Raw genomic sequence first — 19,131 nt, forward strand, 5'->3', positions numbered from 1 at the left:
TTCAGTGTTGAGCTAAATGAACGGTTATGCAAGTGTCTCAATCATTAAGACTCTTATTTTCTCATTTAACGCTGTTTTTCGAACTGCTGTACATCATCAGGAATAGCGACCCAAGCTTGCTTTTCACTGGTCCAAACATGCATATTCGGCACAACCATACTGGTGTCATCTAAGCTGCTCATTGCTTTAAATTTAATCATTTCAGGTGCAGTTGGATTAATGTGATAAATACGATTGCCACATCCTGGGCAAAATTTACCTACATTGAGATTACCACTGGCGGCAACACGTGAGTTTTCGTTTAGATCTCCAGTAATATCAATATCATGCTCGTCCACTATCGCTGTGATGCTAAATGCACTTGTTGATAATTTTTGGCAGTCTTTACAATGACATGCAATGATCAACTTTGGGGCGGCATTCAATGAGAACTTAACTTGCCCACACTGACATTGTCCTTTTACTGGATATATAGATTCATTACCCATAATATTTCCTATTCAATTGGAAGCGAATGATCTCCGCCCCACTCACTCCACGATCCATCGTAAACCGCCATATTGTTATAACCAACGCAATAAGCTGCCAATAATACGATACAAGCGGTTAGACCTGAGCCACAACTAAATACCAGCTTTTCGGCTTGATCAAACTGATATTGCTTTAATAACGCCACAAGTTCTTCATTTGGCAGATATTGATGCCCAGCTAAGACTTTACTGAAAGGCAAATTAATCGACGATGGAATATGCCCTGAACGCATGCCTTCACGTGGTTCTTGTACCGTACCGTTAAATCGCCCTTCGCCACGTACATCCACAATCATAGTATTAGTTGTATCAATTGCGGCTAGAACATCTTGAGCACTGTAAATTTTATCCGCTTGATAGTGAGCAACAAAATTACCTTGAGCATAAAGATCAACACCAAGAGTATCGCTTAACGGATACCCCATCGCTTGCCAAGCTTTAACGCCACCATTAAGCACATACACATGCTCATGACCCATGCATTTAAACATCCACCACGCTCGAGGCGCAGAATATAAGCCTCGTTCATCGTAAATGACAACAATACTGTCATCGTTTATTCCCAAGTTTTTGGCTTCTTGAGAAAACTTATCAGAGCTGGGCATGGTGTTAGGCAGTGACGATGTAAGATCCACAAACACTTTTTCAATATCAAAAGCTTGCGAATTAGGAAGATAATTACGAGGTCCCTCTAGTTGCTCACCAACAACCGAGTGTTCAACCGTGGCATCTAGAAGAATAAGATTGTCATCAGAAAAGTGATCAAACAACCAAGTGGGAGAAATCATTGGGTAAGTAGAATTCATAGTATCTCTTTCCTTTCTCTACATTAGAAAATGAAAATGATGCTCATAATATATTCTATAATTACCCAACTGACTTGAAAGTCGGTATTAAAGTAGGTTAACCATTAATTGAGCATCATCACCATAGCTATCAGTACAGTCTGACTTTACTGATTTAAAACCATATTTAGCCCAAAAGCTAGCCATACCTTGTACTGCGACTAAAGAAACTCTATCAATATTCAAAGCATCGGCATGTTTTAGTAAATTTTCAATCAATGCTTGAGCAATCCCCGCACCTCGCGTATCAGGATTAATGGCTAAATCATGAATATATAAAGTTGATGCATCTTCTACAGACACCACTTCTTTGCGATCAGAAATATCTTGGTTGATGTGTGGCGGCTCTTCACTTTCCCAAGGGTGCGCGAGTACATAACCTAATACTTGCTCATCATCATCCATACACACAAAACACGTTTCAGGTGATACATCAGATTTAATTTTAAGAATATCAATATCTTCGGCTAGGTCATCTCGATAGGCGACTTCTTGAATTTGTTCTATTTGAGGCCAAACTTCATCGGGGATTTCTAAGATTTGTGTATCGTTAATATTGGTGTTCGATTGGAGAGTCACATTTTGAGTCGAGTGGATACTTTGATTTGATTGCGTCATGTTCATGAGATGGAGACACCTTGTTTGTGTTCCGTCATCCTTAACTGGAAACCCATTTAGTGGGTATATATGAATGGCACCGAAAGTGGTGTTGATATATTGAGGCGGATTATAGCAAAATATCGCTTATGAAGGAATAGTCGATAAAATAGTCAATAGCAGTAATCGATATTGACTATTTTATTTCTGTACTCATGTTTTGAATATTTATCCTCTTCAGCCTTTGCATTCATGAGACTTGTATTAACGGAAAAAATGAGGGTTCTGGATCCAAATACTTCCGATGCAATTCAGCACCACCATAAACCAAAAAATCACTTGAAAACTAAACTTGCGAGTCTTATGGCGCAATAGTTTTTGCGCCATTAATGCTCCTGGCCAACCGCCCGCTAAAGCTAAAAGTTGCAACGTTTTTTCAGGTGTGCGCCACTGATCTTTTTTGGCTGCGCGCTTATCTTTCCAGTAAATAACAAAGGTTACAAAGCTCATAATAAAACAATATAACAAACCCATTTTTAAGGTGACCATAATGCTATTTCTTAATCCAATTGTTTAAGGTCTGATAAAATCCACGCACTCTCGTGTCTCTCTAAGCCAATATAAGGATAATAATCAACCGCTTGAGGCGCAGCTAATAAATTCAATTTACAGCCTGGGTTTAACTGTAAAAATGTCTGCTTAATTAGCTCTTTGCCAATGCCTTTCGCTTGAATATTTTCAGAAACGGCTAAATCTGATAAATAACAACAAAAATAAAAATCTGTCACAGAGCGAGAAATTCCAATCAACTCATCGCCCTGCCATGCGGTCACGGTTAAATTCGCATGATCAAGCATTGCCTGAATAGCAACAATATTGTCAATTGGTCGGCGTACACCCAAAGTGGTTTGTTTTAATAAATCAATAAACTGTCTCGCAGTAATGGGCTGATTTACCTTGTATTCAATTGTCATAAGCGCTCCATATTATTTACGTTAAATGAGTCTCGATAAGTCGTGCTGATCAGGCGCATCACAGACTTTAGCTTTGACTAGCATGGCAAGAGTTGAACTCTCTGGTGGGAAGTACACAATAAAGTCACAGTGTAACCCACTGAGCGACTCATGACGATAATAGGCAACGAAAGATCCACCTAAGGATTGGCACTGCTCTTTTAATGAAGCAATGTTAGGTTCTACCATTAAAGCACCACCTAAATTTTTACGATACCAATTCGCTGCCATTCACTTCTCCTAAATTATCACTTCGTTACCAGACAAAGCATGTTTTGAAAATTCGTCCACGTTATTCAACGTTGTTTCTGCAATATTGGATAACGCTTCTTGGGTTAAGAATGCCTGGTGTCCAGTGAACAATACATTATGGCAGGCCGATAAACGGCGGAAGATATCATCAGTAATAATGTCATTCGATTTATCTTGGAAGAATAATTCTTTCTCATTGTCATAAACATCTAAACCAAGCGAGCCTATTTTACCGCTCTTCAGCGCTTCAATTGCATCACCAGAATCCAATAATCCACCACGACTAGTGTTAATAATCATCACATGATCTTTCATTTTACTGAATGACTCTGCGTTCAATAATCGCTGATTGTCTTTCGTTAAAGGACAATGAAGTGTGATCACATCGGACTGGCGATAAATTTCATCTAAGTCCGTATAGGTTGCCCCTAATTCAATCGCGGCATCACTTGGATATGGGTCGGAACAAAGAATATTCATGCCTAAACCTTTTAGGATCCGCATTGTCGCCAGGCCTATTTTTCCGGATCCAATGACACCAACGGTTTTACCATGAAAATTAAAACCCGTTAATCCTTCTAACGAGAAATTGGCATCACGAGTTCGTTGGTAGGCTTTATGAAAGCGGCGATTTAAGCACATCATCATACCAACGGCATGCTCAGCGATGGCTTCTGGTGAATAAGAAGGAACGCGAACCACTTGGATCCCAAGCTCTTTTGCTGCATCTAAATCTACTCGATCAAATCCCGCACATCGCATTGCAATCAACTGAGTGCCTTGCGACGCTAATTTCTCCAATACAGGCCGGCTTAAATCATCATTCACAAAGGCACAAATGACTTGAGAATCTTCAGCAATAGACGCGGTTTTTACATCCAACTGAAAATTATAAAAGTGGCATTCAAATCCATACTTTTCGTTCACTTTAAGAAACGAGGCTTCATCATAAGATTTGGTACTGAACATTGAGATTTTCATAGTGGTTCCTTTGGGCCTGATTTTAAATCGCGCCTAGTTTGAAGTAGCGTCTGATCTTAAACAACGCCTGTTCTTAAACAACAATGATACACATTACCCTTATCTGTTGATCTATCTCAAGTAATAATTAAAACAAAAAGTTCCAACCATAAAAAAGCCAAAAACAAGTGCTGGCTTAAGGACAATCATCAACTTATTTTAGGACGAGATACAAACTCTTATTGATTAGTGAATGAAGAAAAATATGACATATCAGTCGTGAGCCAGTTGCTCAACGTGCCATGCATTCATTCTTTTCATCGACATTATAGAAAGCAAGATTATTGCCCCACCACCCATAACGGTGATCACGGCAAATGGCGCTGTCAATGAGGTTTGCTGAATTAAACCGGCGAGCAACGAAGCGCCACTCATCTGAATAAATCCAAGCATTGCTGCTGCGGTACCTGCGCGTTCACCAAATGCAGAAAGCGCCATACTAGTAGCAGGGCCAAGTAATAAAGCAAAACCGATACAAAGCAATGCCATTGGTAACATAAAGCCAACAGCGGCAGCCATTCCCATTTGAGGGCCAATTTCTTGGGCTAAAAATTGCATTGCCGCCGATCCAATTAACAACGATAAAGCAAGAATAACGGTTGGGCGGTTACCTAATTTTTTGATCACCCAAGGTGCACCAAAACATGCGGCAATATTAATGATGGCGTTAATGCCAAATAAACCACTAAAAGCTAACTCAGATACACCTAAATGACCAATTAACCACACTGGCGCATAAGAAACATAGGTTAAAATCGCGCCCATACCTGTCATGCAACAAATCGCATAAAATAAGAAATGGCGCTCTGTTAATACCGGTTTATATCGAGACCAACGATATAACGACCCTTCACTAACCGTATTAGCTGGCCGTGTTTCAGAAAATTTCCACAATACAATAACCAGCATGATCAAGCCGTATAACATCATAAAGGCAAAGGTTGAACGCCAACCAAAATGCAATGCCAATACGCCGCCTAACGTTGGAGCTAAAGCGGGAACCACACAGATCACACCATTTAAATAACTATAAATTTTTGCGCCATCTTTAACCGAGTAACAATCACGCACCGCGCTAAAGACCACAATAGAAGTTGAACACGCCGCTAAACCTTGTAGCACTCGCGCTACTTGCAGTAATTCAAACTCTTTTGAAAGCACCGCCAATAAACTGCTTAGGATATACAAAACCAAACCAAATAAAGCAATCGGACGACGACCAAACCGATCCGCCAATGGCCCAATAATGACTTGGCCTAATCCCATCGCAAATAAGAATAAAATCAAAGTAGATTGCACTTGGCTGTTAGAAACCGAGAAATCTTGCGCCATAATAGGTAAAGACGGTAAATAGATATCAATTGCCAATGGACTCAGCAACACCATCGACATCAAAATAAATAACAAATTACGTTGCATATAATTCTCAAAGTGGGAATAAAAAAGACAAAAATAAGTGCGATATTTTAACGCTTAGATGATATGAACAGAAATGGTATAATTTCGGAAATCAATTTCCTATAAGGAATATCAGGTGAATTTAGATAAACTTGCTCGCATCGATCTCAATTTGCTGGTGATCTTACAAGTATTACTCGAAGAACAAAGCGTAACGCGTGCAGCTTATCGCTTAAATCTAAGCCAATCAGCATTAAGTAAGAGCTTAAATCGCTTACGTGAAACACTTGATGACCCTCTGTTTCAGCGAACCTCTCATGGTCTAAAGCCTACAGCACATGCAATGGCGCTATCAAAAATACTGCCAAATACATTGCAAGATTTATATCAATTAACGTTACCGCCCATTTTTGATCCTGCGACCAGCAGCCGAAAATTCACCTTTTCAATGGTAGAAAGTGCTTACGAAACTTTGATCCCTTCCTTTATTGGTTCACTTTTACAACAAGCTCCCAGTATTAAGCTCGATTCTTACTTATGGACAGGGCAATCTTTTCACGATCTTCAACAAGGACAAATTGACTTTGGCATTGCCGGGCGAGATTTACACCCCCAAACGAGTTTAGATAACAACAAGCCACCAGAAGGATTAGTCCAGCATACTTTATATGAAGACAAACAAGTGTGCTTAGTGCGAAACGATCACCCTATCTTGCAAACAGTGGAACAAAAAGATTGGACACTAGAACGCTATTTGAGCATGGCGCATGTGCAAGTTCGATGCGAAGGAAAAGAATGGTGGGCACTGGATTATCATTTAGCGGATCGTGGCCATCATCGTAATATCAGTGCCACTGTCCCCGATTTTTATGGCGCGGCGAGCGTATGTGCGCATACCGATTTGATTTTCACCTTGCCATCAAGCTTTGCCAGCCATGCCCTCAAACTTTACCCTTTAACTCAGCTCATTTTGCCTTTTGAATTTTTGCCGATGGCGTATGTCTTGTTATGGCACGAACGTAATAACCAAGACAAAGGCCATCAGTGGATGAGAGAAACGATAAGTCTGAGTGTAAAAAAAGCCATTATTTAAAAGCATAAATTATACGTGCATTTTACCTTCGATGGTCGTCACAGCGCGGCCAATCAATTTTACTCGACCATTAAATAGGATTTCGCACCCTACATAACCACCGCGACCAGATAATTGATTAAGGGCTTCAAATACAAAGGCTGATTTATGGCACACCGTGACCTTTAGAAGCACACCACACTCGGAACCATTGCTCACGGCTCAAATCAATACTCAAGGCATCGATTGCCGCTTGCATACGTTCGATCTTACCTGAACCTATGATCGGTAAAGGTTTTGATGGCAAACGATGCACCCAAGCATAAATCACTTGATCAATACTTTGTGCGCCCACTTCTTTGGCAATGGCTTCTAATTCATCACGAACGCGAACATGCTGATCTTCTAAGCCATTAAAAATATCACCACCAGCAAGGCAAGACCACGCCATTGGTTTCACACGTAATTGCTGCAGCAGATCTAAGGTGCCATCATGCGCGACTTCAAAATTCAGTGGGTTAATTTCAACTTGGTTGGTCACTAATAGCGCATCTAGACGCGATTGCAGTAATTCAAACTGACGAGGAGAAAAATTCGAGACACCAAAGTGTTTCACTTTACCCGCCTGTTTTAACTCTGAGAATGCTTCTGCTACTTCATCAGCATCCATCAATGCGTCTGGGCGATGGATTAAAAGCACATCTAAATCTTCTACTTGCAAACGTTTAAGCGAATTATTAACCGATTCAACAATGTGAGATTTACTGGTGTTGTAATGGTTAACTTTCCAATCTGGGTTTTTATCACCGCACAATTTGATATCGCATTTACTCACGATCTCAATTTGATCGCGCATGCTTTTATCAAGCGCTAAACCTTCACCAAACAGTTGTTCACATTCGTAGTATCCGTAAATATCTGCGTGATCTACGGTTGTAATACCCAGTTCAACATGTTGCTTTAAGAAGGTTAGTCGTTCTTGTGGGCTCATTCCCCAATCACCTAAACGCCAGTAACCTTGAACTAACTCAGAGAATTCAGGCCCTTGCGGTGCAATTTGTACTTTTTTAATTGTCGTCATATTTCATTTCAGTCTAAAAGACTGACTCCATGATGAATATTGAAAATCGATTGCGTTAATCCTAGGGAGTTTTCTAGCTTGGCACAATCAATAAACCCCGAAAGATTACATTGCAAAAAAGAGAATCACTAAAAATGGCTCGAGATAGCTTTATTTTCAGAGTAATGAAAGCCATAAAAGCCAATATTTATACCGTGTCCCCTACGAGCATCTCTAAACAATCGTGATAACAATGTAAGACTGCCAACTCTTTAATGAAATGCCATTTCAATTCGTTGCTAAAATGGTCCTCAACATGTTAGGCTAATTGGTATAACAACTTGACGTGGTATCACCATTTCATCTGAACCCTTAGACCCAAAATACTTGAAGTTTCAGCTTCGAGTAAAACAGACATACAAACCACTGATGCAGGTTGTTATTTCCCTAACATTTCACTTTAAGGCTCATAAATGCAGTATTTAATTGATTTACCGTTTGCTCAGTGGCTTGGTTTTCTTAGCTTTGCACTTGGTATTTCAACTTTTTATCAAAAAGATGACCGTAAGCTGAAACTCGTCATGTTGATTTTCCAATTCAACAATGTGCTGCACTTTTACCTATTAGGATCGGATATTTCCGCCATCAGCACCCTGCTCTCTTTTCTGCGTACCGCAACCGCCATTAAGACCTCTTCAAAGTTAGTCGCTGCTGCCTTTGTCATCGTAAGTATTGCTCTTGGTTTATGGATTGCAGATGGACCTTTAGATCTATTACCCATTCTAGGTTCTATATTAGGAACGATTGCGGTTTTTCTATTAAAAGGAATTCAAATGCGGATCGCCTTTATTATTGGGGCAATATGCTGGCTAGCAAATAACATTATTGTGGGATCAATTGGCGGCTCATTACTAGAAGCCACATTATTAACCGTGAATTTATTCACCATAATGCGTCTTTATCGTAATAATCAAAAAGTGGGTTTCAAGGCTGAGTGAGTAAACAATATATGAACGCGATTATATCCTGAACTCTTCCATTACTGGAGTCGTTACCAATTAAATTGATTTTGTTACCTTTACTTTTTTGCTGTATTGCTTCGGCGTAATTTTAGCAATGGCTTTAAATTCTCGTGTCATATGTGCTTGATCGGTAAATCCATATTGAAACACTAAATCGACCAGTTCTGCGTCAGGATTTAATTTTAAGGCTTGCAAGGTTTTATTCACCCTGATGATCCTTTGATAATATTTCGGCGTTATATTCATCCACTTTTGAAAGTGACGTTCAAGCTGCCGCTGACTAAGAGATAGCGTTGTTGGTTTTACTGAATCCTGACTCTTTTGTTTAATGTTGGCTAACGCTTGTTTTAGCTCTATCGGCAAAGAGAATGGTTCCCTCACCTCATCATCAAAGAGCAACTGGCTGATCCAGCGATAAAGCAACACCGTTCTGGCGTATTTGCCTTTTATTGTCAATAAATGCTGATAAACCAAAGATAAAGAAAGGGTATCGTCTGATATCGCAATGTGTACCGCTTGGTGCTCAGTTTGATAATTACCGCCCACAAATTGACGACCAATTGCAGGGTGAAAACGAACACCAACCAATAAAGATCCAGATGGAAAATAGACAGGTTGAGCATGTTTGGTAACAGGTAGAAAAATCACACCGCGTTTAAAGGTAATATCACCAATTTGAATCTCTCCACCCAAATTGAATAAAATACCGCTACCACCATCACAGTGAAGCCATTGTTTCAACCTTGATGTATTAGTTTGAGGCGTGCAAGCCGACCAAATACCTTGTACATGATCAGCAAGCATCTTTTGAGGTTTAAAAATATAGAAATCAAACTGAGCAGTCACTCTTATTCCTTTTTACTCTCAACTCAAAGTACTGACGTTGCAGTGAAGCGGTAAGTAAAAGATATACTGAGTTTGACTCCTCGTCATCTTTATACCGCTTTGTAGCTTCCGACTTCAGGCTTAAAGGTTTTAGCAATGCGATTCCAACTATTAATCGCATTAACTGCAATCGTTAAATTCACTAAACTTGCATCACCAAAAATACTTAACCCTTGTTGATAATCAGAATCACTGATTGGTTTACCTTCAGTAAGCAATTCAGCCCATGCTAGCGCTGCTCGTTCGTTGTCGGCATAAAACGGCATATCACGCCAAGCAGTCAGCCCATAAATACGCTCAATGGTTTCACCTTGTTTTAACGCATCTTTACAATGCATATCAATACAAAAAGCGCAGTGATTAATTTGAGATACGCGTAATTTAACCAGTTCCCAGATCGTAATACTGAGTGAATCCGATTGACTGAACTGCTGCTGTAAATTTTTCTCTTGCTCAAATAAAAGTGTAATAGCTTTTGGCGCAGCGGCCATATAGTTTAAACGAGTTGTCATCATCTTTCTCCAATCATTCATTGATGTGCCCTTAATATAAGCCCTCGCAACAATCATTTATTGAATATTTTCGACATCGACATAAAAGCTGATAACAATATTAACCACTACCAAAAAGGCAAAAAGGCAAAAAGGCGATGCCAAGCGACATAACCTTTTTTGAGTCAAACAGTAAACATATCAACCAGGTTTATTTATGATTCAACAAATCCCATAAGCCATTGATGTACATAATGCCAAGGGCGCGGTCGTATAAGCCGTAACCCGGCCTTGCCCACTTTTCCTCCCCCCAAATATGACGCCCGTGATCGGGGCGTACATAACCTTGGTAATCGTATTTATGCAGTGATTTTACGATTTGAACAATATCCACCGAACCATCACAAGCACGATGTGAGCTTTCAATAAAGTCACCATTTTCAAAACGTTTCACATTACGGATGTGCATAAAGTGAATACGATCATGGTATGCATCAATAATCGCAGGAATATCGTTATCAATAGAGCCGAGCGAACCAGTACAAACGGTTAAACCATTATGCGGCCTATCGACCAATTTTAAGAAACGGCCAATATTTTCTTTGTTGATGATTATTCGCGGCAAGCCAAAGATTGGGAAGGCAGGATCGTCTGGATGGATCGCCATTTTGATGTCGCACTCTTCCGCCACTGGAATGATTTGCTCAAGGAAGTATTGTAAGTTCTTCCATAAATCTTCGGCAGTAAAACCTTCATATTGCTTAAAAGTATTTTTTAAATTGGCAAGACGTTCAGGCTCCCAGCCCGGCATGGTGACATCAGTATTTTTTGAAATGGTTTCAATTAATTCAATCGGATCAATCTCGTTAATTTTACTTTTTTCAAAGAACAACGCGTTCGAGCCGTCTGGGAGCTTTTTATACAAACTCGTTCGTGTCCAATCAAACACTGGCATAAAGTTGTAACACACCACTTTCACACCAAACTTAGCGAGTACGCGCAGTGTTTGTTTGTAGTTTTCAATGTATTGATCACGAGTATCTAAACCCAGTTTAATGTCTTCATGCACGTTCACACTTTCAACAACATCAATATGAAAACCAAACTCTTTGGCTTGTTTTTCGACTTCAGCAATACGTTCTGGCGACCATAACGCCCCTGCTGGCATATCATGTAATGACCAAACAACCCCTTCTACACCCGGAATTTGTTTGATCTGATCAAGGGTGATTTTATCGTTTCCTTCACCGTACCATCGAAAGGTCATTTTCATTGTTATCTTCCTCTGCTGAATTTACACAGCTTGAATAAATTGTTGAACACTGTGTTTTGCACCATGCTGAATAAGGCGGTTTAAGGCATCGACTAACTGCGCTTTAAACACACTGTTGTTAGCTAATTGCGTTGAAAATATTGAATCTAACGCCAAAAATTCTTTAACTAAGGCAGAAACAGACTCACTGTGTTGTTGCCAAATCTGCGCAAATTTCCCACTTAATGGGTCTTTTACATCAATTGCATTGCCTTGCTCATCGACCCCACTGACGTATTTCATCCATGCGGCCACTGCAAGCACCAGCCCTGAAATATCAATGTTATGTTCTAAACCATAAGCGATGGTTTGTAAGAATCGTTGCGGCAGTTTTTGTGAACCGTCCATCGCGATTTGCCATGTGCGGTGTTGAAGTGCTGTATTTTGATAACGCTCAATAAGCTGATCTTTATAAGCCTCTAGATCGATGCCTTTCACGCTAACTGACGGACTAATTTCTTTATCCATTAAATAACGAATAAAAGTCTTAAAACTCGGATCGCTCATGGTTTCAGATACCGTTTGATAACCGGATAGATAGCCTAAATAAGCAATCGAGGAATGAGTTCCATTGAGTAATCTCAGTTTCATGTTTTCAAATGGGATCACATCATCGGTCAACATAATATTGGCGATAGACGTTTTCTCCCACGCTGGACGTTCGTTATTAAATTTATCTTCAATCACCCACTGCAAGAAAGGTTCGGTGCTCACGCAGCAATTGTCTTGAACCCCAAGTTGAGTGGTGATTTTATCAATATCAGCAGTCGTCGTTTGCGGCACAATACGGTCGACCATGCTGCATGGGAAATGGATATTAGCATCAATCCATTGGCTCAATTCAGGGTCAAGTTGCTCGGCAAAGTCCAACACCACGCGTTTTAGCACATGACCATTTTCAGGCAAGTTATCGCACGTTAATGGCGTAAACGGCGCAATACCCTTCTCTTTACGAGTTTTAATCGCTGATACTAAAAAACCAATCGCACTGTGTGGCTGATTAATATTTTGTAAGTCATGTTGAATAAGCGGATTATTCAAATCAAGATGCCCAGTTGATGGATGATGACAATAACCTTTTTCAGTAATGGTTAAAGACACCACCTTTACTTTCTCACTGGTCATATAAGCCAGTATTTTTTCAACTTGATTACTAAATAATACTTCTTGGATCGCGCCAATCACTTCCAGTTCAACGTTATCATCTTGCCCTACGGCCACAGTGTACAAATTATCTTGCGAAGCAAATTCACTTTCGGCACCTGTTTCTGACTCAAGCTTTCCCGCTGCGCGCCAGTTATTCACGCCAACAATCTTCCAATGACCACCCAGCTCTTTCATGACCTGATTAGTAATTAACGCTTGGTGGGCACGGTGAAATGCACCAAAACCAAGGTGAACAATCCCTACATCTGCGGTATTAATTTGAGTGTTAGGCTTCATTTTTGCGTTTGCTTGATCAATGGTTTGTGTCGAAAGTACATTCATTTCTAGACTCTTAAAAAAGGTATACCAATAAAAATCGAGGCATATACAGAGAATCGTATATGCCCCTGTTCATTTATTATTGTTGTGCTTGTTGGATTTCTTCTAACAAGTCAGCTAAGTCAGGGTTTTCTTTTTTGAATTTTTCGTAAACAGGTTTCACTGCTTCTTGGAACGCAGGGATATCACTGTCGGTGAAAGTTACTTTTTGTTTTTTCAAATCAATTAATGATTTATCTACGTAAGCTTTCCAATTGGTTTTTTGTTGCTCAACAGTTTCCTTGGCAATTTTACGAATCGTTGCTTTTTGCTCGTCCGTAAAGCTATTCCAAGCACTGGTTGAAACCACTAACACATCAGGAACCATGGTATGCATATCGTATGAGAAGAATTTTTTTACTTCATAATGACGAGATGAATAATATGAAGGGATGTTATTTTCCGCTCCATCAACCACGCCTTGTTGAAGCGCTGAGTACAATTCACCATACGGTAGAGGTACAGCCGTTGCGCCTAACGCTTTCATGGTATCAATTGAAATTGGTGAGTTTTGAACGCGAATTTTCATACCTTTTAGATCAGCAGGTTCTTTGATTGGTTTGTCGGTATAAAAACTACGTGCTCCCGCATCAAGAAATGCAAGACCGATAAATCCTGACTTTGCAGACGATGCTAAAATTTTATCGCCGATTGGCCCTTCTAATACTTTGTCGTAGCTTGCTTTATCTTTAAATAAATAAGGTAAAGAAAGAACGTTATAATCTGGCGCAAAGGTACTCAGCGGCGCAGCACTCACTTTGGTGAAAGCAATTGTGCCGTTTTGAACCATTTGTAGCAGATTGGTTTCATCACCTAACGTGCCATTTGGGTATACTTTTACGCGGATTTTGGTTTCTTTCGTTACTTCCTTAGCGAACCAAGTTAGTGATTTATGTACTGGATGCTCTGTTGGTAATGCATGGGCCAACTTCAATGTAGCTGCGTGCGCCTGAAATGCCATTGCTGACGTCAGTACGACAGAAGCTAATAACGTTTTCATATTTTTCATGTAAATCGTCCTTTTTATTGTTAGTAACTTACAAGTACCTGCAAGTTATTGTTGATAGCCTGCGAGACGAGGCAACCAAAGTGATATCTCAGGGAAAACAGTGACGATGGCAAGCGTAATCACCATGATCCCAAATAACGGTAATAATTTAGGGACAACAGAACCCAACTTGGTTTTAGAAACACTACAGCCAACAAACAATGCGGTGCCAACTGGTGGAGTACAAATCCCGATACATAAGTTAAACACCAAAATAATACCGAAATGAACAGGATCAATGCCTAACTGAACCGCAATAGGCAAGAAGATAGGCGTAAAAATTAGAACCGCTGGCGTCATGTCCATAAAGGTGCCAACCACCAATAAGATGACATTCATTAGCAACATAACCATGATTGGATTTTCTGATGCGGCTAATACAAAGTCAGCAATGAAGCCCGGAATATCGGCATTGGCCATAGACCAAGACATCACGGATGAGGTTGCGACCATGAGTAGAACAATCGACGTTGTCACCACACTTTCAATCAGCAGCGGCATCATGTCTTTCATTTTTAGTTCACGGTAAACAATCCCAAGAATTAAGCTGTAAACCACCGCAATCGCCGACGCTTCTGTTGCGGTAAACACACCGCCTAAAATGCCGCCCATTATGATGACAACCAGCCCTAAGCTTGGCAGTGCATCTAATACCACTTTGCGTTTTTTTTCTGTAAATTCGATTCTCTCGGCCGGAATACCATAACGCTTACCAAACAAGAAAATGCCGATCATAATTCCCAGTCCCATCAATAAACCCGGCAGATAGCCCGCGATAAATAAATACTGAACCGATGTGGTGCTCACTAAAGCATAAAGAATGAGGATATTTGATGGCGGAATGAGTAACCCTGTAGGGCAAGAGGCCACATTCACTGCCGCTGAAAACTCTGGTGGGTAATCATGCTTGTCTTGTAGCGGTTTCATGATCCCGCCTACCGCAGCAGCAGATGCCGCAGCTGAACCAGACAGAGAACCAAACATCATATTCGCAATAACATTCACATGAGACAGTGAACCGGGCAGTTTGCCACCAAAAATCATCGCAAAATTAATCAACCGAGAAGCAAGGCCACCTCGATTCATTAAGTTACCAGCCACAATAAAAAAGGGCAGCGCCAACAAGCCAAAGTTATCCAAACCATTTGCAAATTTTTGCGAGCTCAATACCATCGCTTGTTCAAGCGGAAAATCGAGAAAAATCGTCAATACCGCCGCAATCCCAATAGCGAAAGCAATCGGTACACCAATCACCAATAAAACACCCAGCACACCAAATAAAACCGCGACAGGGATAAAATCAAAGAAAAAGTCTGGCGCATTGGCAAGAAAATCGGCTGAAAACAATAAATCTAATAGAGTCATGATTATTAACCTTGCGCTTGATGGTTAGGAGACATAAGCGAAATAACCGATTCACAAGTATCGAACAGCCCATAATATAAAATCAGTACACCGGAAATAGGCACAACCAAATACACATAGCCCATCTTTAAACTATCTCCAAAAAATGTAATTCCTGGCGATATTTGTCCGTGCTGTAATGTTGTACTGACCATTTCGCCACCACCATAAACCAGCACAACTGCGGCAAAAACACAGATAATCAGATTAATAATGATGGTTAAAATTTGCTGCCCTTTTACATCGAGCTTGGAAGAAAGCATTTCTAGTGCAAGATGGCGCTTAACCGAATAGGTATAGGCTCCACCTAAAATACCTATCCACATAAGTAAGTAGCGGGACAGTTCATCGGTATAACTTGCAGGGTCTTGAAGCACAAAACGGGTAAATACCTGCCAAACTACCGCGAGGATCATAATCGTCATAAAAAACGCGAGCAGAAGCTCCAACGCCTTTTTGAGATAGATATTAAATTGGTTTACAAACATGCTGCCCTCTTTAGATTTTCTTATATTTTTTATATTTAGCTGATATCTAGACAATATCGGTAAGCAAAATCGAAAAACTAGCTGAACTAATAGCAACCTATCAGACATCTTAGTGAGAACACTATGCATTGGTATGACATCTAAAAAAGAGTTAGAGATCAATGAAATTAAAATTGGCCCAATATATGTTGGTTTTTTTGACCTTAATCACGGAAATACAGGGCTATATAGAATGCATCATCAATATTCAACTGAATTAAAAGGTAATAATGGCGTAGTAATTGACTTTCTGCCAGTAAATATTGGTATAACAGCATTGGTGAGTGAGCGATTACAAGTCGTGAGGTGTAGAGGTTGATAGAAGAGGCTATTAATAATACAAATTAAGCAGAAATATACGTTTATAAAACAACAGGATCGCTCTATAGACAAAGTAAGTTAAGGCGACCAGCTTAGCCGCCTTTACATTAAAATGAGAGTGGTTCCGAGGGGATTATGTGCAACGCGGATAAACTATGTACGACGTCAGAAATCAATATAATGACATTGGCAATATTGTATTAATGCATTGAGCAATCAGACAATATACATATAAATCTTTGATAATAAATGCTATTTAAGTAGTGTACTTTCTGAATACAGGAATCGGTCATAATCTTCAGTACTGGCATCAAACAACATTTGTTTAGTTTGCTCTATATGATGCCAAGCTTGATGTTTCGCATCTTCAGCATCTCCTTTCATCAAAGCTTTTAAAATCGCATCGTGATCATCACACCAGCTCTTGATTTTCACTTCCTCGATATGCTCATGCAGTTTTTTCCAGTAGGGATTATTTTCTCGATGGTTACATAGCTGCTCAGCGATATGCACAATGGCCGAATTTTGAGTACAACGGGCAAGCTGAACATGAAACTCACGATCCCAATGAGAGTCACGCGAGTGGTCATCACTACGGGCTTGATCTTGAATTTTCATTAACGCAACAAGATCTTGTTTGCTCGCTTGAGTCGCGGCAAATTCAGCAATACTACTTTCAAATAATTGGCGAGCTTGAAGCAGCTCAAATGGCCCCCAGCTTTCCATTGGTGAGGCTTCTTTTGGCAGCGAGACTAAAGGTTCAGCGCTAACAACCCGAATGCCCGAGCCTTTACGAACTTCAACATAACCTTCCACTTCAAGCATGATCATCGCTTCTCGAACAACAGTCCGACTCACTTCCATTTTTTCAGAAATAACCCTTTCAGGTGGCAACATCGCCCCTACAGGGTATTGGTTATTTTTAATGTCACGTTTAAATTGAGCGGCAATTTTTTGATACAGTTTTGTATTGATTTCCATAACCTATAGCCTATAGCTTTGCATTTGTTATACCAATAAAGAGTAACATAACGACATAATGATGTATTAGATGATAATGGTATGAAAACGGGATCCGAACCATTACTGGTAACAGGAATAGGATTCCAAAATTAGAATATACTCATTTCACCGGTGTTATTGCACTCTTATACTTGAGGCCTTTAGATTACACGATTTTTTACTTTTCGCTTGTTTAAAAACCAGAAAATTTAGTTCACTACCGCAAAACAAGTCATTTCAATATTCAAAAGTGTGATCGGGCACGTTGTTATACCAATTTATCATTCGTATTATACCAGCACTTAATGATGCAATTAGAGGCTACCATGTCAAAATTTCTCACTGAAGATTTCTTATTACCCACTGAAATAGCCAAAGAGCTTTATCATTCCGTGGCGGTCCACCAGCCCATCATTGATTATCATTGCCACTTACCACCGACTCAAGTATCCGAAGATTATCGCTTTAAAAATTTAACCGATATCTGGTTACGAGGTGATCACTACAAATGGCGTGGAATGCGTACTAACGGTGTCGATGAGCGTTTTTGTACTGGTGATGCATCGGATAAAGAAAAATTCATGGCGTGGGCAAAAACCGTTCCTCAAACGATTGGGAATCCTCTTTTTCATTGGACTCATTTAGAACTACGCCGCCCTTTTGGTATTACCGACACCATTTTGAATGAATCGACCGCAGAAGGAATTTGGCATCAGTGTAATGAGATGCTGGCCACTCCCGAATTTTCAGCCCGTAATATTATGAAAACCATGAATGTTCGTATGGTTGGAACCACCGACGACCCTATCGATGATCTTGCGCCACATAAAACAGTGATGGAAGATGCGAATTTTGATGTGCAAATGCGCCCAAGCTGGCGACCAGATAAAGCCTTTAACGCCAACGCGGCCGATTATCCGGAATACCTAACCAAACTCGGTGCTCTCACTAATATCAATATCACTCGCTTCCATCAACTTTGTGATGCCTTAAATATCCGTTTAGACCATTTTGAAGCACACGGCTGCTGCATTTCTGATCATGCTTTAGATACCGTGGTATTTGAAACCGCAACGGAACAAGAATTAGATTCTATTCTAACCAAACGCTTATCAGGGCAATCATTATCAGAGCTTGAAGCCGCGCAAATAAAAACGGCGACCTTGATTTATTTAGGCAAACAATACGCGCAACGTGGTTGGGTTCAGCAATATCACATTGGTGCATTGCGTAATAACAACCAACGCATGTTTAATATTATTGGCGCTGATGTGGGATTTGATTCCATCAATGATGCTTTAGTGGCTGCGCCATTATCCAAGTTACTCAATGCTCTCGATGTTGAAGATGCCCTACCAAAAACCATTTTGTATTGCTTAAACCCACGCGATAACGAAGTAATTGCCACCATGTGCGGCAACTTCCAAGGCGGTGGTATTGCAGGCAAAATTCAATTTGGATCAGGTTGGTGGTTTAACGATCAAAAAGACGGCATGGTTCGCCAGCTAGAACAGCTTTCTCAGCTTGGTTTACTTAGCCGTTTTGTTGGCATGTTGACCGACAGCCGCAGCTTTTTATCCTATACCCGCCATGAATATTTCCGCCGTTTGCTTTGTCGCTTAATTGGACAATGGGTCGTGGATGGTGAAGCGCCGCACGATATGCCTCTGCTCTCTAAAATGGTGGAAGATATCTGCTTTAACAACGCCAACCAATATTTCAACTTAGCGATTACTAAATAGTTAGCAATTAAATATTCGCCAATAAGCGGCCTAATGAAAGACGGTAATTACTGCCGTCTTAATACT

General features: G+C 40.2%; 22 protein-coding genes. 4 read left to right on the plus strand and 18 right to left on the minus strand.

Going from position 1 to position 19,131, the window contains the following annotated elements:
• Positions 1–65: 65 nt before the first annotated feature.
• The 8 genes from FH976_RS01060 to FH976_RS01095 form a co-directional block, all read right to left on the minus strand.
• The gene (locus FH976_RS01060) at positions 66–488 is read right to left on the minus strand and encodes a GFA family protein (protein ID WP_194089053.1); all 423 of its coding nucleotides are present in this window, start codon (positions 486–488) and stop codon (positions 66–68) included.
• A gap of 8 nt (positions 489–496) precedes the next feature.
• Positions 497–1,336 carry a sulfurtransferase gene (locus FH976_RS01065; protein WP_194089054.1) on the minus strand — a complete coding sequence of 280 codons (840 nt, stop codon included), beginning with the start codon at positions 1,334–1,336 and terminating at the stop codon, positions 497–499.
• An 87-nt stretch (positions 1,337–1,423) separates the two neighbouring features.
• On the minus strand, positions 1,424–1,999 hold the full coding sequence (locus tag FH976_RS01070) for a GNAT family N-acetyltransferase (RefSeq protein ID WP_194089055.1): 576 nt from the start codon (positions 1,997–1,999) through the stop codon (positions 1,424–1,426).
• A gap of 237 nt (positions 2,000–2,236) precedes the next feature.
• A complete protein-coding gene (locus FH976_RS01075; protein WP_228767295.1) occupies positions 2,237–2,482 on the minus strand; it encodes a DUF1294 domain-containing protein in 246 nt (81 codons plus the stop codon).
• 50 nt (positions 2,483–2,532) lie between these two features.
• Positions 2,533–2,946, minus strand: a complete 414-nt coding sequence (locus FH976_RS01080; RefSeq protein ID WP_194089057.1) for a GNAT family N-acetyltransferase — start codon at positions 2,944–2,946, stop codon at positions 2,533–2,535.
• A gap of 21 nt (positions 2,947–2,967) precedes the next feature.
• Complete coding sequence (locus tag FH976_RS01085; protein WP_194089058.1) at positions 2,968–3,216, minus strand: hypothetical protein; 249 nt, start codon at positions 3,214–3,216, stop codon at positions 2,968–2,970.
• 9 nt (positions 3,217–3,225) lie between these two features.
• The gene (locus tag FH976_RS01090; protein WP_194089059.1) at positions 3,226–4,218 is read right to left on the minus strand and encodes a 2-hydroxyacid dehydrogenase; all 993 of its coding nucleotides are present in this window, start codon (positions 4,216–4,218) and stop codon (positions 3,226–3,228) included.
• Between the two features lie 252 nt (positions 4,219–4,470).
• Positions 4,471–5,676: a multidrug effflux MFS transporter gene (locus FH976_RS01095; protein ID WP_194089060.1), complete on the minus strand. Its 1,206-nt coding sequence runs from the start codon at positions 5,674–5,676 to the stop codon at positions 4,471–4,473.
• A 115-nt stretch (positions 5,677–5,791) separates the two neighbouring features.
• Here FH976_RS01095 and FH976_RS01100 point away from each other — a divergent pair, with 115 nt between their 5' ends.
• Complete coding sequence (locus FH976_RS01100) at positions 5,792–6,748, plus strand: LysR family transcriptional regulator (protein WP_194089061.1); 957 nt, start codon at positions 5,792–5,794, stop codon at positions 6,746–6,748.
• Between the two features lie 9 nt (positions 6,749–6,757).
• Here FH976_RS01100 and FH976_RS01105 read toward each other — a convergent pair whose 3' ends face one another.
• Together FH976_RS01105 and FH976_RS01110 are read right to left on the minus strand one after the other, a co-directional pair.
• Complete coding sequence (locus tag FH976_RS01105; protein ID WP_228767296.1) at positions 6,758–6,904, minus strand: hypothetical protein; 147 nt, start codon at positions 6,902–6,904, stop codon at positions 6,758–6,760.
• On the minus strand, positions 6,894–7,808 hold the full coding sequence (locus FH976_RS01110; RefSeq protein WP_194089062.1) for an aldo/keto reductase: 915 nt from the start codon (positions 7,806–7,808) through the stop codon (positions 6,894–6,896). Before FH976_RS01110 ends, FH976_RS01105 begins: the two co-directional genes overlap by 11 nt.
• 452 nt (positions 7,809–8,260) lie before the next feature.
• Between FH976_RS01110 and FH976_RS01115 the strand changes: the two genes are divergently transcribed.
• Positions 8,261–8,785, plus strand: coding sequence for a YgjV family protein (locus FH976_RS01115; RefSeq protein WP_194089063.1), 525 nt, complete (start codon positions 8,261–8,263; stop codon positions 8,783–8,785).
• A gap of 60 nt (positions 8,786–8,845) precedes the next feature.
• On the opposite strand, the gene FH976_RS16050 is transcribed toward FH976_RS01115, so the two are convergent.
• The 7 genes from FH976_RS16050 to FH976_RS01150 form a co-directional block, all read right to left on the minus strand.
• Complete coding sequence (locus FH976_RS16050; RefSeq protein ID WP_194089064.1) at positions 8,846–9,655, minus strand: helix-turn-helix domain-containing protein; 810 nt, start codon at positions 9,653–9,655, stop codon at positions 8,846–8,848.
• Positions 9,656–9,744: 89 nt separating this feature from the next.
• Positions 9,745–10,206, minus strand: coding sequence for a carboxymuconolactone decarboxylase family protein (locus FH976_RS01125; RefSeq protein ID WP_194089108.1), 462 nt, complete (start codon positions 10,204–10,206; stop codon positions 9,745–9,747).
• 190 nt (positions 10,207–10,396) lie between these two features.
• A complete protein-coding gene (uxuA, locus tag FH976_RS01130; RefSeq protein ID WP_194089065.1) occupies positions 10,397–11,458 on the minus strand; it encodes a mannonate dehydratase in 1,062 nt (353 codons plus the stop codon).
• 21 nt (positions 11,459–11,479) lie between these two features.
• Positions 11,480–12,985, minus strand: a complete 1,506-nt coding sequence (locus FH976_RS01135) for a mannitol dehydrogenase family protein (RefSeq protein ID WP_194089066.1) — start codon at positions 12,983–12,985, stop codon at positions 11,480–11,482.
• Between the two features lie 76 nt (positions 12,986–13,061).
• Complete coding sequence (locus FH976_RS01140) at positions 13,062–14,030, minus strand: TRAP transporter substrate-binding protein (RefSeq protein ID WP_194089067.1); 969 nt, start codon at positions 14,028–14,030, stop codon at positions 13,062–13,064.
• A gap of 45 nt (positions 14,031–14,075) precedes the next feature.
• On the minus strand, positions 14,076–15,434 hold the full coding sequence (locus tag FH976_RS01145; protein ID WP_194089068.1) for a TRAP transporter large permease: 1,359 nt from the start codon (positions 15,432–15,434) through the stop codon (positions 14,076–14,078).
• A 5-nt stretch (positions 15,435–15,439) separates the two neighbouring features.
• Complete coding sequence (locus tag FH976_RS01150; RefSeq protein ID WP_228767297.1) at positions 15,440–15,961, minus strand: TRAP transporter small permease; 522 nt, start codon at positions 15,959–15,961, stop codon at positions 15,440–15,442.
• Positions 15,962–16,094: 133 nt separating this feature from the next.
• Between FH976_RS01150 and FH976_RS01155 the strand changes: the two genes are divergently transcribed.
• Positions 16,095–16,319 carry a hypothetical protein gene (locus FH976_RS01155; protein ID WP_194089069.1) on the plus strand — a complete coding sequence of 75 codons (225 nt, stop codon included), beginning with the start codon at positions 16,095–16,097 and terminating at the stop codon, positions 16,317–16,319.
• Positions 16,320–16,573: 254 nt separating this feature from the next.
• Here FH976_RS01155 and FH976_RS01160 read toward each other — a convergent pair whose 3' ends face one another.
• Entirely contained in the window at positions 16,574–17,302 is a 729-nt protein-coding gene (locus tag FH976_RS01160; RefSeq protein WP_194089070.1) for a GntR family transcriptional regulator, read from the minus strand.
• A 347-nt stretch (positions 17,303–17,649) separates the two neighbouring features.
• On the opposite strand from FH976_RS01160, the gene uxaC reads away from it, so the two are divergent.
• On the plus strand, positions 17,650–19,065 hold the full coding sequence (gene uxaC / locus FH976_RS01165) for a glucuronate isomerase (RefSeq protein WP_194089071.1): 1,416 nt from the start codon (positions 17,650–17,652) through the stop codon (positions 19,063–19,065).
• Positions 19,066–19,131 lie beyond the last annotated feature (66 nt).

The sequence above is a fragment of the Vibrio hibernica genome (genome assembly GCF_015223435.1).
GTDB classification, from domain to species: Bacteria; Pseudomonadota; Gammaproteobacteria; order Enterobacterales; family Vibrionaceae; genus Vibrio; species Vibrio hibernica.